At 67.4% G+C, this 14,589-nt stretch carries 17 protein-coding genes; 3 read left to right on the forward strand and 14 right to left on the reverse strand.

Annotated features, from left to right (window positions below; genetic code table 11):
• Positions 1–21: 21 nt before the first annotated feature.
• The 4 genes from SB816_RS00310 to SB816_RS00325 form a co-directional block, all read right to left on the reverse strand.
• Positions 22–1,422, reverse strand: coding sequence for an MFS transporter (locus SB816_RS00310; RefSeq protein ID WP_054503703.1), 1,401 nt, complete (start codon positions 1,420–1,422; stop codon positions 22–24).
• Positions 1,419–2,792 (reverse strand): bifunctional UDP-N-acetylglucosamine diphosphorylase/glucosamine-1-phosphate N-acetyltransferase GlmU, encoded by a 1,374-nt coding sequence (gene glmU / locus SB816_RS00315; protein ID WP_175167261.1) that lies wholly within the window; start codon positions 2,790–2,792, stop codon positions 1,419–1,421. Before glmU ends, SB816_RS00310 begins: the two co-directional genes overlap by 4 nt.
• Positions 2,793–2,855: 63 nt before the next feature.
• On the reverse strand, positions 2,856–3,659 hold the full coding sequence (locus SB816_RS00320) for a PhaM family polyhydroxyalkanoate granule multifunctional regulatory protein (protein WP_116791688.1): 804 nt from the start codon (positions 3,657–3,659) through the stop codon (positions 2,856–2,858).
• A gap of 43 nt (positions 3,660–3,702) precedes the next feature.
• Positions 3,703–4,362, reverse strand: a complete 660-nt coding sequence (locus tag SB816_RS00325) for a glycine zipper 2TM domain-containing protein (RefSeq protein WP_064524568.1) — start codon at positions 4,360–4,362, stop codon at positions 3,703–3,705.
• 131 nt (positions 4,363–4,493) lie between these two features.
• On the opposite strand from SB816_RS00325, the gene SB816_RS00330 reads away from it, so the two are divergent.
• Complete coding sequence (locus tag SB816_RS00330; RefSeq protein ID WP_054503707.1) at positions 4,494–4,715, forward strand: DUF3717 domain-containing protein; 222 nt, start codon at positions 4,494–4,496, stop codon at positions 4,713–4,715.
• A gap of 85 nt (positions 4,716–4,800) precedes the next feature.
• On the opposite strand, the gene SB816_RS00335 is transcribed toward SB816_RS00330, so the two are convergent.
• The 5 genes from SB816_RS00335 to SB816_RS00355 are packed head-to-tail and all read right to left on the reverse strand — an operon-like array spanning position 4,801 to position 8,842.
• Positions 4,801–5,406, reverse strand: a complete 606-nt coding sequence (locus SB816_RS00335) for an SCO family protein (RefSeq protein ID WP_410546388.1) — start codon at positions 5,404–5,406, stop codon at positions 4,801–4,803.
• A gap of 18 nt (positions 5,407–5,424) precedes the next feature.
• Complete coding sequence (gene cyoE / locus SB816_RS00340) at positions 5,425–6,315, reverse strand: heme o synthase (protein ID WP_006392377.1); 891 nt, start codon at positions 6,313–6,315, stop codon at positions 5,425–5,427.
• Positions 6,316–6,328: 13 nt separating this feature from the next.
• The gene (locus SB816_RS00345; RefSeq protein WP_054503709.1) at positions 6,329–7,363 is read right to left on the reverse strand and encodes a COX15/CtaA family protein; all 1,035 of its coding nucleotides are present in this window, start codon (positions 7,361–7,363) and stop codon (positions 6,329–6,331) included.
• Positions 7,364–7,384: 21 nt separating this feature from the next.
• Entirely contained in the window at positions 7,385–7,999 is a 615-nt protein-coding gene (locus SB816_RS00350; protein ID WP_244976885.1) for an SCO family protein, read from the reverse strand.
• A gap of 45 nt (positions 8,000–8,044) precedes the next feature.
• On the reverse strand, positions 8,045–8,842 hold the full coding sequence (locus SB816_RS00355) for an SURF1 family protein (protein WP_054503711.1): 798 nt from the start codon (positions 8,840–8,842) through the stop codon (positions 8,045–8,047).
• A 36-nt stretch (positions 8,843–8,878) separates the two neighbouring features.
• Between SB816_RS00355 and SB816_RS00360 the strand changes: the two genes are divergently transcribed.
• Positions 8,879–9,079: a twin transmembrane helix small protein gene (locus tag SB816_RS00360; RefSeq protein WP_006392373.1), complete on the forward strand. Its 201-nt coding sequence runs from the start codon at positions 8,879–8,881 to the stop codon at positions 9,077–9,079.
• A gap of 153 nt (positions 9,080–9,232) precedes the next feature.
• On the opposite strand, the gene SB816_RS00365 is transcribed toward SB816_RS00360, so the two are convergent.
• The 5 genes from SB816_RS00365 to coxB all read right to left on the reverse strand — a co-directional run bounded on the left by SB816_RS00365 (position 9,233) and on the right by coxB (position 13,405).
• Positions 9,233–10,108 (reverse strand): cytochrome c oxidase subunit 3, encoded by an 876-nt coding sequence (locus SB816_RS00365; RefSeq protein WP_026383359.1) that lies wholly within the window; start codon positions 10,106–10,108, stop codon positions 9,233–9,235.
• 38 nt (positions 10,109–10,146) lie between these two features.
• Positions 10,147–10,371, reverse strand: coding sequence for a DUF2970 domain-containing protein (locus SB816_RS00370; protein ID WP_006392371.1), 225 nt, complete (start codon positions 10,369–10,371; stop codon positions 10,147–10,149).
• Positions 10,372–10,377: 6 nt separating this feature from the next.
• A complete protein-coding gene (locus tag SB816_RS00375) occupies positions 10,378–10,506 on the reverse strand; it encodes a cytochrome oxidase small assembly protein (protein ID WP_020925592.1) in 129 nt (42 codons plus the stop codon).
• Positions 10,507–10,541: 35 nt separating this feature from the next.
• Positions 10,542–12,149 (reverse strand): cytochrome c oxidase subunit I, encoded by a 1,608-nt coding sequence (gene ctaD, locus SB816_RS00380; RefSeq protein ID WP_049070636.1) that lies wholly within the window; start codon positions 12,147–12,149, stop codon positions 10,542–10,544.
• Between the two features lie 98 nt (positions 12,150–12,247).
• Entirely contained in the window at positions 12,248–13,405 is a 1,158-nt protein-coding gene (coxB, locus tag SB816_RS00385; protein WP_049070634.1) for a cytochrome c oxidase subunit II, read from the reverse strand.
• Between the two features lie 294 nt (positions 13,406–13,699).
• Between coxB and SB816_RS00390 the strand changes: the two genes are divergently transcribed.
• Positions 13,700–14,506, forward strand: coding sequence for an NUDIX hydrolase (locus SB816_RS00390; RefSeq protein ID WP_054503712.1), 807 nt, complete (start codon positions 13,700–13,702; stop codon positions 14,504–14,506).
• Positions 14,507–14,589: the final 83 nt, after the last annotated feature.

Below are 14,589 nucleotides of genomic sequence, written 5' to 3' on the forward strand. Positions count from 1 at the left end.
GCGCCGCCTCCGCCCCGGCCGCTATGGTTCCGACGGCGCCCGCAGCTTGCTGAACCGCACGGTGTTCACGACAACCGCCAGGCCGGCGCAGATCGTGCCCAGCACCAGCGCCAGCCCGGGGCCGTGCGCTGCACTGACGCTGAAAGCGATCGCCACCAGCGCGGTGCCGAAGCTCTGCCCGAACACCCGGGTGGTGGCCTGCAGGCCGCCTGCCGCGCCGCTGCGGGCGCGCGGCGCGGCCGACAGCATGGCGCGGTTGTTGGGCGTCTGGAAGAAGCCGAAGCCCACGCCGGCCACGAACATGCCGGCAATGATCGGCACGTTGCCCACGGCCGCCGGCAGCGCCGCCAGCCACAGCATGCCCGCCACCATGGTGGCCGCGCCGACGCCGCTCAGGGTGGCGGCGGAGTAACGGTCCGACAGGCGGCCCGCCACCGGCGCGATCAGCGCCGTGCCCACCGGCCAGGCGCCCATCAGCAGGCCGACCTCGAGATAAGGCCGACCCAGCACCTGCTGGAAATAGAACGGCAGCGACACATACGACGCCATCTGCGCCGCGAAGGTGCAGGCCGACGCGCCCACCGCGAATGCCAGCGGCCGGATGCGCAGCAGGTCGACCGGCACCAGCGGCGCGGGCTGGCGGCTGGCGCGGCGCACCAGCACCAGGCCGGCCACGGCCGCGATCGCCACCAGGCCGATGCCGCGCAGCAGGTCCTGGCCCATCATGTCGATGCCGGAGATGAACACGCCCAGCGTTGCCATGCAGAGCAGGGCGCTGATCCAGTCCAGCTTGACGTCGTTGCGCGGCACCTCAGGCAGATGGCGCAGGCCGAACATGGCCAGCACGCAGATCGGCAGATTGACCGCGAAGATCCACGGCCAAGGCGCCACCGACAGGATCGCCGAGCCGATGGTCGGCCCCAGCACCGACATCACCGCCACCGTGGTGGCGTTCAGGCTGATTCCGCGGCCCAGCATCTTGAGCGGATAGATATTGCGCACCAGGCCGCCGAACAGGCACATCAGCGTTGCGGCGCCCACGCCCTGGAATACCCGCGCCGCCGTCAGTTGCACCAGCGAGCCGGCCAGCGCGCAGCCCAGCGAGGCCAGCGTGAACAGCACCAAGCCGAAAGTGAACATGCGGCGAAAGCCGATGCGCTCGGCCAGCGCCGACAGCGGCAGCAGCATCATCACCACCGCCAGGTTGTAGGCATTGACCACCCACACCGCCTGCGCCGGTGACGCGTTCAGGTCGGCCGCGATGGTCGGCAGGGCGACGTTGGCGATGGTGGTGTCCAGCACTGACAGGCTGATGCCTGTCATGACGGTCGCCGCGGCCCAGTAGCGGCGCGGGACCGGCAGGCCGTCCGGCGCGGCGGGCTTGGCGCCGCCGGCCGGGGTTTGCGACGCCGGCGGCGTCACGACTTCTTGACCGGCCGTTGCCAACCGTCGATGGTGAGCTGCTTGACGCGCGACACCGTCAGTTTCTCGGCCGGCGCATCGCGGGTCAGCGTGGTGCCAGCGCCCAGCGTCGCGCCGCGGCCCACGCGCACCGGGGCCACCAGTTGCGTATCCGAGCCGATGAAGGCGTCGTCCTCGATGACGGTGCGGTGCTTGTTGACGCCATCGTAGTTGCAGGTGATGGTGCCCGCCCCCACGTTCACGCGCGCGCCGATATCGGCATCGCCGATGTAGGCCAGGTGGTTGGCCTTGCTGTCGGCGCCCAGCACGCTCTTCTTGATCTCGACGAAGTTGCCCACATGGGTGCGGTCGCCCAGCTCGGCGCCCGGACGCAGGCGCGCATACGGGCCGATGCGCGCGTCGCCGCCCACCTGGGCCTGCTGCAGATGGCTGAAAGCCTCGATCTGCGTGCCCGCGCCGATGCTCACATCGCGCAGCACGCAATGCGGGCCGACGCGCACCCCGTCGGCCAGCGTCACGCGGCCCTCGAACACGCAGCCCACGTCGATAAAGACATCACGACCGCAATTCAGCGTGCCGCGCACATCGAAACGCGCGGGGTCGGCCAGCGTCACGCCTGCCTCGAGCTGGCGACGCGCCTGCTCGGCCTGCCAGCGGCGCTCCAGTTCGGCCTGCTGCACGCGGCTGTTCACGCCCAGCGTCTCCCACGAGGCGCCCGGCTGGGCCGCGCCCACCGGCACGCCATCGACCACGGCCAGGCCGACCACGTCGGTCAGGTAGTACTCGCCCTGGGCATTGTTGTTGTCGATGCGCGAGAGCCAGTCCTTGAGCCGGGCAGTCGGCGCGGCCAGGATGCCGGTGTTCACTTCCTTGATGGCGCGCTCGGCTTCGGAGGCATCCTTGTGCTCGACGATACGGCAGACATTGCCGCCGGCGTCGCGCACGATTCGTCCATAACCGGTGGAATCGGCCAGCACTTCCGTCAGCACCGCGGCGCCGGCGCCACGCGCCTGCAGCAGGCGGCGCAACGTCTCGGGTTGCACCAGCGGCACGTCGCCGTACAGCACCAGGGTCACGTCGTCCTCGCCGTCGCCTTCGCGCAGCAGCGGCACGGCCTGCTGGACCGCGTGGCCGGTGCCTTGCTGCGGCTGTTGCAACGCGAATTGCAGATCGTCCTGGCCCGCGAAAGCCTGCTTGACGCGGTCGGCGCCATGGCCGACCACCACGATGACGCGGGCCGGCTCGAGCTGGCGGGCGCTGTCCAGCACGTGTGCCAGCATCGGTTTGCCGGCCAGGGTATGCAGCACCTTGGGCAGGTCGGACTGCATGCGCTTGCCGAGTCCGGCGGCGAGAATCACTACATTAAGCATAGGTTCCGGTATTTGAATGCGCCCGCTACCGCCATCCGGCGGTCCGGGACGGGATTGAAAAAATCAGGGCTTGCCGTCGGCAGGCCCGTTGTTCTTGGTGGCCGACTTGGCGGCCGTCTTGGCCGCCGGCTTGCGCGCGGCCTTGCGAGCGGGCTTGGCGACCGTCTTGGCGGCCTTGGCCGCCGGGGCGGCCGCGGCTTGCGGGCCGCCCGGCTTGGCCTTGGACTTGTCGGCCTCGGGCGCCGGCTGGCTGCCCGGCATCGATGCGGCCGTGGCCGCCGCGATCTGGTTGAACTGCTGTTGCAGCAGGTCCCACCAGGCCTTGGAGGCCGATTGCGCCGCCGCGCCCATCTGCTCGCTCATGCCGGGCTGGGTGCCAGCCGCGCCGCCCTCGGGCTCGGACGCCTTGGCCTCGGCCTTCGCGGCGTCGGCGGCATCTTGCGACGCGCCTTTCGACGTGTTCCTGGCGGCCGGCGCGGGTTTCAGGCCCAGCACCACTTCCAGCGGCGACGCCGCGCCGCTTTCGCGCACCGCGCCCAGGTCCAGATTGGCGGCCGAGTCGACAAAGGCGCGCAACGTGCTGATGGTGGAGCGCTGCACTTCCATGCCCTGGATCGTGCTGGACAGCATCGACAGGTTCATGCGCAGCCAGTTTTCGACCGAGCGCAGTTCGGTGATACGGCGGTCCAGGTCTTCCAGGTTCATGGGCGGCGCCATCGGCAGGCTGCTCGCCAGCCCGCCCGGCCCGGTCAGGCCGGCCCAGGCCTGGCGCATCATTTCCATGCTGGCCAGCAGCGGATTGCCCGACAGGTCGGAATTCTGGCCCATGCCGGGCAGGACGAACGGGTTGCTGTGTTGGTCGCTCATTCCTGTCTTCCCATAGATCGCAAAGCGCCGCCGGCCTGACTGGTCACCCCGGCAGCAGCTGATTATTCTCCACGCGCACATGGTCGCCGGACGCAAACGCGAACGGTTGCGCGCTGCGGAACTGCCGCGTGCTGCCGTCGTTCATGCGAACCGTGAGCTCATAGTGCGTCACCGTTTGTTGCTGCCTGATATTACGCTCAACTTCACGGCCTGCCAAAGCGCCGCCCACCGCGCCCAGCACGGTCAGCGCCGTCTTGCCGTTGCCGCCGCCGAACTGGTTGCCGACCACGCCCCCGGCGACGCCGCCGGCGATCGTGCCGACTAGGTGGTCGCTATTGTCCTTGACCGGCACCTGCACCTGGCGAATGGTTTCCACCACGCCGCAGGTGCGGCAGGCCTGTGCCGCCGGCGCGGGAGCGGGCGCCGGCGCGGGACGGCCCTGGGCCTGGGCCTGGGCCTGTGATCGTGCGCCCGGGGCTTGCGGCTGGGCGGGCGCGGGCTGCGCCGGAGCCAGGTTGGCGGCCTCGGGCCCGGCCTGCGCGAGCGCCGGGTCCTCGGCGTGCGGCGTGGCCGATGGCGTCGGCAGCCAGCCCATCACGGCGGCGACACCGACCGAGCACATGACGATCACCGCGATGGCGGCGGCCGCGACCAGCGGATGCAGGCCGCGGCGGGAAGATTCGGTTGGGACGGGGTAATTCATGACGATGCTCCATCGTTACTAACCGGCAGTGGTATAGCACCCGGATGCGGTTTCGGCATGTTGCGATGGTGACGCTTCATTGCTGCGCCAGGGCGGGTGCACAGCCCGCGGCATTCGTGGACAATAGGACCATGAATGCCATCACCTTGCCTCAGATCGAAGCGGCCATCAACTATTGGCGCAATGTGTCGCCGTCGACCGGCGACGAATCACGCCTGTGCCCCGAAGCCGCCGCGCTGGCCGCCCCCTATGCCCTGATGATCATGTCGCACCGCCGCGAAATCCCCGCCGCCGAACTCAGCGACCAGGCCCGTGCCGCGCTGTCCGGCTGGACGGCGGCGGGCGGCGTGTAAACCCGGCCGGCACGCGCCAGGACTGGGATAAGCAGCCGGTGCGCCGCGGACCGCCTGAGGGCGGGCCAGGCAAGCGCGTCCCGGATCAGTCCTTGAGCAGGGCCTGGATATCGTGCACCAGGGCGTCGACCCCGATGTTGTTGTTGGCCAGCACGCGCGATTCGCCCTTGCCGTCCAGCAGGTAGAAAGCCGCGGTGTGGTCCATGGTGTAGTTGCCGTCCTTGGTCGGCGCCTTGGCGTAGTAGGCCTTGAACGAGGCCGCCGCCTTCTTCACCTGGTCCGGCGTGCCGGTCAAACCCAGAAAACGCGGGTCGAACGCCGTTACGTATTGCTTGAGCACGTCCGGCGTGTCGCGCTCGGGATCCACCGTGATCAGCAGCACCTGCACGCGGTCGGCGTCCGGGCCCAGCTTCTTCATCACCTCGGTCAGCTCGGCCAGCGAGGTCGGGCAGACGTCCGGGCATTGCGTGAAGCCGAAGAACACCACCACCGCCTTGCCGGCGAAATCCTGCAACGTGCGCGTCTTGCCGTTGTAGTCCGACAGCTCCAGGCCGCGGCCCAGTTGGGTGCCGCTGATGTCGCTGCCCTTGAATTGGGGCGCGTTGTCGCCGCAGGCGGCCAGGGCGGCAGTGAACGCGGCGGCCGTGGCCAGGCGCAGGGCCAGGCGCCGGCTGGCGGAAAATACGGACATCGACTTATCTCCAGGGGGTCAGATCAGCGCGACCCAGTGGTCCACCAGCAGGGCGCCGAACAGCAGCGCCAGGTAGAGAATGGAAAAACGGAACATGCTGCGCGCCAGCTCGTCGCTGTAGTTGCGGTACAGCCGCCAGGCGTACGACACGAACATGCCGCCCAGCACCAGCGCCGACGCCAGGTACAGCGCGCCGCTCATGCGGATCGCGGTGGGCAGCAGCGTGGTGGCGACCAGCGCGATGCTGTAGAGCAGGATCTGCAGGCGCGTGAACTGCTGGCCATGCGTCACCGGCAGCATCGGCAGGCCGGCCTTGACGTAGTCATGGTTGCGATACAGGGCCAGCGCCCAGAAATGCGGCGGCGTCCAGATGAAGATGATCAGCACCAGCAGCCAGGCCTCGGCCGGCACGGAATCGGCCACCGCCGCCCAGCCCAGCGCCGGCGGCATGGCGCCCGACAGGCCGCCGATGACGATGTTCTGCGGCGTGCGCGGCTTCAGGATGATGGTGTAGATGACGGCGTAGCCGACGAAGGTGGCGAAGGTCAGCCACATGGTCAGGGGGTTGACCAGCGTGTACAGCACGAACATGCCGGCGCCGCCCAGCAGGCCGGACAGGCTCAGCACCTGGAACGCGGAAATGGTGCCGCGCGCGGTGGCGCGCCGCGCCGTGCGCAGCATGCGGGCGTCGACTTCCTGCTCGATCAGGCAGTTGATGGCGAAGGCGGCGGCCGCCAGCAGCCAGATGCCGAGCGTGCCGAACAGCACGCGGCGCATGTCCGGCACGCCCGGCACGGCCAGGAACATGCCGATCACCGCGCAGAACACCGCCAATTGGGTGACGCGCGGCTTGGTGAGAACGAAATACTGGCGGAGCAATCCGGATTGGGGAGCGGCAAGACTGGTCATCATGCACCCTATTTTAAACGCGCACCGAATTGGGGCCGTAGCCCCCGGCCGGCGCCCCGCCCGCGGTGGACAGGCGCACCATCAGGACCACCGCGGCCAGCGTCAGGCCGGCGGCTCCGCCATTGTGCAACACCGCGATCAACAAAGGCCACTGGAAGAAGATCGTCGTCAGGCCGGTCAGCAACTGCGCGCCCAGCAGCGCCAGCATGAGCGTGGCCGGTCCCCGCAGGCCGCGGTCGGCCCGCAGGCGCCAGGCCAGCACGCCCAGGTAGGCAAACACGACGAAGGCAAAATTGCGGTGCACCCAGTGGATCGCCGTCAGCGCCGGCTGCGAGATCATTTCGCCGGACGGCAGTTCGCCCAGCCCGCGGATGATGGAATAGCCGCCATGGAAGTCCATGTCCGGCACCCACTTGCCGTGGCACATGGGGAAATCCATGCAGGCCAGCGCCGCGTAGTTGGTGCTGACCCAGCCGCCCAGCGTCACCTGGATCAGCAGCAGGATGAAGCCGCCGACCACCCACGGTTTGAAGCGCCGCGCCGCGGCGGCCACCGCATGGTGCGGGCGTTCACGCGCCGACAGCCAGGTCATCAGCGCCAGCACCGACAGGCCGAACACCAGGTGCGCCGTGACCACGGCGGGCATGAGCTTGTGGGTCACGGTCCAGGCGCCGAACGCACCCTGCACGCACACCGCCACCAGCGTCGTCACCGCCAGGGCCGGCGAGCGGCCCAGTTCGCGGCGGTAGCGCCAGGCCATGTAGACGATGCCGATGATCAACATGCCCAGGATCGAGCCGACATAGCGATGGATCATCTCGATCCAGGCCTTGGACAGCGTCACCGGCCCGAACGGCATGGCCTGCGAGGCCTCGTGGATATCGCCCATCGCCCCCAGCGGCGTGACGCTGCCGTAGCAGCCGGGCCAGTCCGGGCAGCCCAGGCCCGAGTCCGTCAGGCGCACGAAGGCGCCGAACATGATCAGGTCCAGCGTCAGGAACCAGGTGAAGAAGACGAGTTTGCGATACCGCGCTTTGATGCGTTCCATGGAAATCAACTAAATACCGATTCAACCGATGCGCGAGTTATAGACCAGCTTGCTGATGTCCTTGCGCACCTTCACGCCGTCGGCGTCGGCGGGATACTGCATCATCAGGTTGCCCAGGGGGTCGATCACCCAGATCGGCTGCGCCAGGCCGGGCTGTCCGACCGCGGCATCGCGCGCCAGCAGGAAGCGCGCCAACTGGTCCGGATCGGCGCGCAGCATGATCGTGCCCTGGTAGGCCTCCAACACCTTGTCCGGCACCGGGCCATCGTCGGTGATGAACCAGACGCGCGCCAGGCGATCGACGTTCTTGCCCTGGCTGGCGTGGGTATTGCGGGTGATGTAGAGCTTGCGGGCGCAACTTTCCGGGCAGGCCGCGCCGTCGGCCGCGACCAGCAGCCACTTGCCCTTCAGGCTCTGCAGGTCGAACGGCTTGCCGTCCAGCGTGGTCAGCTTGAGCGCCCCCGGCGCCGGCACGGGCCGCTGCGGCTCGACCAGTTGGCCGTAGTTGCTGGCGTCCGCCGGCCACCATTGCGGGTTCATGTAGACCACGAAGGCCGCCACGATAGGCGCCAGCGTGCACAGGAACACCAGCACCATCGGCGTCAGCGAGCGCCGGGCGGGTTTGGAAGCAGTCATGTCGCGAGCCACGTGGGTCATGGATTCTATTGTCGGGAGAGGCGGTCAGGCCGCCGGATCGTCGGCCGCGCGCTGGCGCATGCGCTTGATGGCGCCCCCCAGCACCACCAGCCAGGCGATGGCGGCAAACAAGGCGAAGGAAAACCACTCGACGGCGTACACCGTGTTCTGCTGGAAATTCACCGACGGCTGCGGCCAGTCGTGCACCAGCCCGTCGTCCTCGCCCAGGCCGAACTGGCTCACCACCGTGGGCAGCAGGGTCAGTCCGGTGGCCTTTGCGTAGGCCTCCAGCGGCAGGTTCTGCACCTGCGGCACGACGCCGCCGGGCGCCGGCAGCGAGGCCGGCAGGCTGGAGGCGTCCTGGCCCCCCAGCGACCACAGCTCGAACATGCGCGGCACGCGCGGCGACAGCTCGCCCTTGATGGTCTGTACGCCTTCAGGCGCGGCGGGCAGCACCGGGGCGCCCTGGCCCTGGATCACCCGCGGCAGCCAGCCGCGCAGCACCAGCACCGCCGTGCGCTTTTCCGCATCCAGCAGCAGCGGCGTGGCCAGCCAGTAGCCCGGCTTGCCATCGTGGTTGCGGTTGTCCAGCAGTACACTGAATTCAGGCAGCCAGGTGCCGCTGGCCTGCGCCACGCGCCACGGCTTCAGGTCGGCCGGCGCGGTCGACGGCGCCAGCACCAGCGGCGCTTGCTTGCGGCCGGCCTCGATAGCCGCCAGAATGTCGCGTCGCTCGTCGGCCCGCCGCAGTTGCCATTGGCCCAGCGAGGCCAGGATCACCACGGCGATCCCCAGCAGGAGCAAAGCGGCTACCGTGTAGCGGGTTGAATGCGGTCGGGCCATCTGTATTGAATCAATCGATTTTGTCCGGAGACCATCATGCGCGTTTTCGTCGTACTGGCCTTCATCGGTATCCTGGCCAGTCTGGCATCCGCCCTGGTCTACCTGATGCGGGACAAAGGCAGCACCAACCGCACGGTCAACGCGCTGACGGTGCGCATCGGCCTGTCGGTGGCGCTGTTCCTGTTCGTGCTGTTCGCCCACCACATGGGCTGGATCGAAAGCACCGGGCTTAGATAGCCCCGCTGGCCGCCGGTTCCCGGCGCGCGTCCAGCCGCCTATTGGAACACGGACCGCCATCGAGCGAAGGGCGAGGCCCGCGGCGCCGGTTTCCCGGCGGCCCGCCAGCCTCGCCCCGTCCAGCCGCCGGCCCGGCAGCGCCGGGCCCGCGCCTCAGAACCAGTAGACGAACAGGTACAGGCCCAGCCACACCACGTCCACGAAGTGCCAGTACCAGGCGGCGCCTTCGAAGCCGAAGTGGTGATCGGGCCGGAAATGGCCGCGCATCAGGCGGATCAGGATGACCGTCAGCATCGTGGCGCCCAGGATCACGTGGAAGCCGTGAAAGCCCGTCAGCATATAGAACAGCGAACCGTAGGCGCCCGAATTGAACTTCAGGTTCAGCTCGGTGTACGCATGGTGGTATTCGGCGGCCTGGCAGGCCACGAAGATGAAACCCAGGATGACCGTGGCGGCCAGCCAGAACATGGTCTTGCCGCGATGGTTCTCGCGCAGCGCGTGGTGGGCGATGGTCAGCGTCACGCCCGAGCTCAGCAGCAGCGCGGTGTTGATCGTCGGCAGCCAGAAGGGGCCCACGGTCTGGAAGTGCTCGACCACGCCGGCCGGACCGAAGTTGGGCCACACCGCCTGGAAGTCGGGCCACAGCATCAGGCGGTGGTCCATGTCGCCCAGCCACGGCGTGGTGATGGTGCGCACGTACCACAGGGCGCCGAAGAACGCCGCGAAGAACATCACTTCCGAGAAGATGAACCAGCTCATGCCCCAACGGTACGACCCGTCGATGCGCTTGCTGTTCATGCCGGCCTCGGATTCCTGGATGGCGTCGCCGAACCAGTAGTACAGCACCACGATCAGCGCGATGAAGCCGACCAGCACCGACCACTTGGCCCAGCTCACGCCGTTGATCCAGCCGGCGGCGCCCAGGCCCATGAGCAGCAGCGCCACCGCCGTGCGCACGGGATGACCCGAATCGGCGGGCACGTAGTAATAGGGTGCCTCTTTACCTTGAACCGAGTGGCTTGCACTCATGGCTTTCTCCCTGGTACTGATTTATAGAATTAAGTGATTCAAGTCAGGCTGGAAACCGCCCAACGCACAATTAACACCAGCACGGTCACGAAGATCGCCGCCGCCAACAGTCCCGCCACGATCACGTGCACGGGATTGAGCCTGGCGCTGTCCTCGCGGTAGCCCGCGCCCTTGCGGACGCCGAAAAACCCCCACGCCACCGCCTTCATCGTCTGAAGAAAACTCAGCTTGCGCTGGGCGGATTCACGCAGGTCGTCGCTCATGGCTCGCTAGCCGCCGATGGCCTTGCCCGCCAGCAGCGCCGAACCGCGGAACACGGTCCAGGCGAACACGGCGATGACGAATACCAGCAGAACCAGTCCTGCGATCTTGTTGCGTCGGCGCTGCTCGGGGGTCATGGCCATGCTGCCTGTTGCGGGTTTCGGATCGGCGCTCACTTGACTTCGGGCGGCGTCTCGAAGGTGTGGAACGGCGCGGGCGACGGCACCGTCCATTCCAGGCCTTCGGCGCCTTCCCACGGCTTGGCGGTGGCCTTCTCGCCCTTGCCCATGTAGCAGCGCAGCACCGCCCACAGGAAGATCAGTTGCGACAGGCCGAACCAGAAGGCGCCGATGGTGGCGATCTGGTGGAACGTCGTGAACTGCGCGGCGTAGTCGGCGTAACGGCGCGGCATGCCGGCCAGGCCCAGGAAGTGCATCGGGAAGAAAGTCACGTTGAACGAGATCAGCGTCGACCAGAAATGCAGCTTGCCCAGCTTTTCGCTGTACATGCGGCCGGTCCACTTGGGCAGCCAGTAGTAGGTGCCGGCGAACAGCGCGAACAGCGAGCCGGCCACCAGCACGTAGTGGAAGTGGGCCACCACGTAATACGTGTCGTGCACCTGGATGTCGATCGGCGCCACCGACAGGATCAGGCCGGTGAAGCCGCCCATGGTGAACACGAAGATGAAGCCGATCGAGAACAGCATCGGCGTCTCGAACGTCATCGAACCGCGCCACATGGTGGCGACCCAGTTGAACACCTTCACCCCGGTCGGGATGGAGATGAGCATGGTGGCGTACATGAAGTAGAGCTGGCCGGTCACCGGCATGCCCGTCGTGAACATGTGGTGGGCCCAGACGATGAACGACAGCACGGCGATCGAGGCGGTGGCATACACCATCGAGGCGTAGCCGAACAGCTTCTTGCGGGCGAACGCGGGCACGATGGCCGACACGATACCGAACGCCGGCAGGATCATGATGTAGACCTCGGGATGCCCGAAGAACCAGAACACGTGCTGGTACAGCACCGGGTCGCCGCCGGCGGCGGCGTTGAAGAAGCCGGTGCCGAAGTGGCGGTCGGTCAGCACCATGGTGATGGCGGCGGCCAGCACCGGCATCACGGCCAGCAGCAGGAACGCGGTGATCAGCCAGGTCCAGCAGAACAGCGGCATCTTCATCAGCGTCATGCCCGGCGCGCGCATGTTCAGCACGGTCACGATGATGTTGATGGCGCCCATGATGGAGGACGCGCCCATGATGTGCATGGCGAAGATGGCCAGGTCCATGCCCGGGCCCATCTGCAGCGACAGCGGCGCGTACAGCGTCCAGCCGGCGGCGGTGGCGCCGCCCGGCACGAAGAACGAGGCCGTCAGCATGATCGCGGCCACCGGCAGCAGCCAGAAGCTGAAGTTGTTCATGCGGGCGAAGGCCATGTCGGACGCGCCGATCTGCATCGGGATCATCCAGTTCGCGAAGCCCACGAAAGCCGGCATGATGGCGCCGAACACCATGATCAGGCCGTGCATGGTGGTGAACTGGTTGAACAGCTCGGGGCGGAAGAACTGCAGGCCCGGCTCGAACAGCTCGGTACGCAGCAGCAGCGCCAGCGTGCCGCCTTCGAGCAGCATGACGAACGAGAAGATGAGATACATCGTCCCGATGTCTTTGTGGTTGGTGGCGAAAAGCCAGCGGCGCCAGCCGGTGGGGGTGGCGTGGTGGTGGTCATCGTGACCGTGGCCGTGGCCCGGCGACACGTGGTCTACAGTGACGCTGCTCATGATGGACTCCTTCCTGCTGAGTGCCGGCTCCGTTCCACGGAACCGGCAGGGTATCTCTGACTAAACGGAACCAGCTCTGCGTTGGGAAGCGGGCGCAATCAACGCGCGGCCGCCACGTCCTTCGGCATCACTGTCGGGTCCTGCCCCTTGCCGGCGTTGCTCCAGGCATGGCGCGTATAGCTGATGACCGCGGCGATCTCGACATCATTGAGCTGGGGACCGAACGCCGCCATGGCGGTGCCGGGCTTGCCCTTCAGCACGGTGTTGATCTGGGCGGCTTTCGGGCCCAGCACAACCTTGTCTCCATCGAGGGCGGGGAAGCTGCCCGGGATGCCCTTGCCGTTGGCCTGGTGACAGGCCACGCAATTGGCGGCGAAAACCTTCTCGCCACGGGCAACCAGTTCGGCTTCCGTCCACTCTTTATTGGGATCGTCGGCGTTTGCCGCCATCTTCTTCTTTTGGTCCTCAACCCACTTATCGTAGTCCGCTTGCGCCAGGACTTCCACGACGATGGGCATGAAGGCGTGGTCCTTGCCGCACAGTTCGGCGCACTGGCCACGGTAGATACCGGGCTTTTCGGCGCGGAACCAGGCGTCGCGCAGGAAACCGGGGATCGCGTCCTGCTTGACGCCGAAGTCCGGGATCATCCAGGAGTGGATGACGTCGGCGGCGGTCAGGACGACGCGCACCTTCTTGTCCACGGGCACCACCATGTGGTTGTCCGTTTCCATCAGGTAGAACTGGCCCTTGGGCTCGCGGCCTTCGATCTGGGCGCGCGGCGTGGACAGGGTGGCGAGGAACTTGACGCCAGCGGCGGGGCCGTCGAGGTATTCGTAGCCCCACTTCCACTGGTAGCCGGTGACCTTGATGGTCAGGTCGGCGCTGGAAGTGTCTTTCATGGCGACGACCGTCTTGGTGGCCGGCAGCGCCATGGCGATGACGATGATGAAGGGGATGACCGTCCAGGCCACTTCCACGCCGAGGTGTTCGTGGAAGGTCGCGGCCTTGTGTCCGCGGGATTTCCGGTGCGCCCAGATGGAGTAGAACATCACTCCGAAGACGCCCACGAAAATCACAATACAGATCGTGAGCAGTAGCCAGTGCAACCACATGACATCACGCGTGATCTGCGTAACGCCTTCATGCAGGTTCAGCTGATTGACCTTCGGGCCGCCGGGCATGTCTTGCACCTGGGCAATGGCCGCGCTGCCAATCAGCAGCGCACAAGCGCCCAGTATCCCTCTCCACTTCTTCATGCTTACCTCGAAACACGGCGCGAGGGCCCTTGTCGCCTGTTGGCACGGATGTCACTGCAACAGGACTACGCGCAATTATTAGATGGCAGGGTTAGGCAGGGGGAGATAGAGCGGCCCCCGCGTTCCCACTCGAAATCACAAAGAAACTGGCGGATTATAGCGGACGCGCAAATGGATGTAAGTTTGTGCTCTTGAATTCATACCGCCCGCCCCCATCTGCGCGCGTTCGTTCACGACCCAGGGTAAACAGGGGTGGCATAAAATCGCGGACAGTCTTATTAACACCGCCTCACGATGCCCAAACAGTTGTCCGATCTGTATGCCGCCCTGAGCGCACGGGCCCAGGAGCCTGCCCCGGTTGGCGCGCACGCGCTCTATATAGCGGGGCGCCGCTGCGGCTGGGCCACGCATGCCGCCTGCGATGCCTTGCGGGGCGCCGCCCATATCGAGTCCGATGCCGACGCCTTGCACATCGGCGCGAGGCTGTCGCCCGGCCCGGCCCTCGACGCGGCGCTCGAACAGGTCGCGCAACTGTTGCGCCAAGCCAACTGCCTGCGCGGTTGGCGCGATGAATTACTCGACGTGCTGGATGGCGATACCGCGCTCGGCGTCATCGAACGCGCGGCGATGCGGCCGCTGGGCCTGTTGACCAAGGCCGTCCACCTGAACGCCTGGACGCCCGATGGCCGCATCTGGATCGCCCGGCGCGCGCTCAGCAAATCCACCGACCCCGGCATGTGGGACACCCTGGTGGGCGGCCTGGCCGGCCGCGGCGAAGACCTGGACGTTGCACTGGTGCGCGAATGCGGCGAGGAAGCCGGCCTGGACGCGCCGGACCTGGCGCAGCGCTCGCCGCTGCGCACCATCCTGCGCATCCACCGCCGCCTGCCCGAGGGCTACCAGGTCGAGGACGTGCTGACCAGCACCTGCGTGCTGGCGGCGGACGCGCGGCCCGCCAACCGCGATGGCGAAGTGATGGAAATCGCGGCCGCCGACGTCGACACCGTGGTGCGGCGCGTGGCCGACGGAGAGTTCACGCTCGAAGCGGCGCTGGTGATCATCGAAGACATCATGCAGCGCCGGGCGGCCGGCGAAATCTGAACCGGCGCTCCCGCGCGGCGGGCCGATGCGCCCAGCGGCGCGGGGCTCAGACAGCGCGCGGCACGACCGCGCCGGCCTGCCGG

It is taken from the genome of Achromobacter sp. SIMBA_011 (genome assembly GCF_046535435.1).
GTDB lineage: Bacteria > Pseudomonadota > Gammaproteobacteria > Burkholderiales > Burkholderiaceae_B > Achromobacter > Achromobacter dolens.

Excerpts from the sequence above, each read along its gene's own strand:
- SB816_RS00325 (WP_064524568.1), bottom strand. The coding sequence starts at position 4,362 with ATGAATTACCCCGTCCCAACCGAATCTTCCCGCCGCGGCCTGCATCCG.
- SB816_RS00330 (WP_054503707.1), top strand. The coding sequence starts at position 4,494 with ATGAATGCCATCACCTTGCCTCAGATCGAAGCGGCCATCAACTATTGG.
- SB816_RS00335 (WP_410546388.1), bottom strand. The coding sequence starts at position 5,406 with ATGTCCGTATTTTCCGCCAGCCGGCGCCTGGCCCTGCGCCTGGCCACG.
- SB816_RS00390 (WP_054503712.1), top strand. The coding sequence starts at position 13,700 with ATGCCCAAACAGTTGTCCGATCTGTATGCCGCCCTGAGCGCACGGGCC.
- ctaD (WP_049070636.1), bottom strand. The coding sequence starts at position 12,149 with ATGAGCAGCGTCACTGTAGACCACGTGTCGCCGGGCCACGGCCACGGT.
- SB816_RS00370 (WP_006392371.1), bottom strand. The coding sequence starts at position 10,371 with ATGAGCGACGACCTGCGTGAATCCGCCCAGCGCAAGCTGAGTTTTCTT.
- SB816_RS00360 (WP_006392373.1), top strand. The coding sequence starts at position 8,879 with ATGCGCGTTTTCGTCGTACTGGCCTTCATCGGTATCCTGGCCAGTCTG.
- SB816_RS00350 (WP_244976885.1), bottom strand. The coding sequence starts at position 7,999 with ATGACTGCTTCCAAACCCGCCCGGCGCTCGCTGACGCCGATGGTGCTG.
- SB816_RS00320 (WP_116791688.1), bottom strand. The coding sequence starts at position 3,659 with ATGAGCGACCAACACAGCAACCCGTTCGTCCTGCCCGGCATGGGCCAG.
- SB816_RS00365 (WP_026383359.1), bottom strand. The coding sequence starts at position 10,108 with ATGAGTGCAAGCCACTCGGTTCAAGGTAAAGAGGCACCCTATTACTAC.
- cyoE (WP_006392377.1), bottom strand. The coding sequence starts at position 6,315 with ATGACCAGTCTTGCCGCTCCCCAATCCGGATTGCTCCGCCAGTATTTC.
- coxB (WP_049070634.1), bottom strand. The coding sequence starts at position 13,405 with ATGAAGAAGTGGAGAGGGATACTGGGCGCTTGTGCGCTGCTGATTGGC.
- SB816_RS00375 (WP_020925592.1), bottom strand. The coding sequence starts at position 10,506 with ATGACCCCCGAGCAGCGCCGACGCAACAAGATCGCAGGACTGGTTCTG.
- SB816_RS00355 (WP_054503711.1), bottom strand. The coding sequence starts at position 8,842 with ATGGCCCGACCGCATTCAACCCGCTACACGGTAGCCGCTTTGCTCCTG.
- glmU (WP_175167261.1), bottom strand. The coding sequence starts at position 2,792 with ATGCTTAATGTAGTGATTCTCGCCGCCGGACTCGGCAAGCGCATGCAG.
- SB816_RS00345 (WP_054503709.1), bottom strand. The coding sequence starts at position 7,363 with ATGGAACGCATCAAAGCGCGGTATCGCAAACTCGTCTTCTTCACCTGG.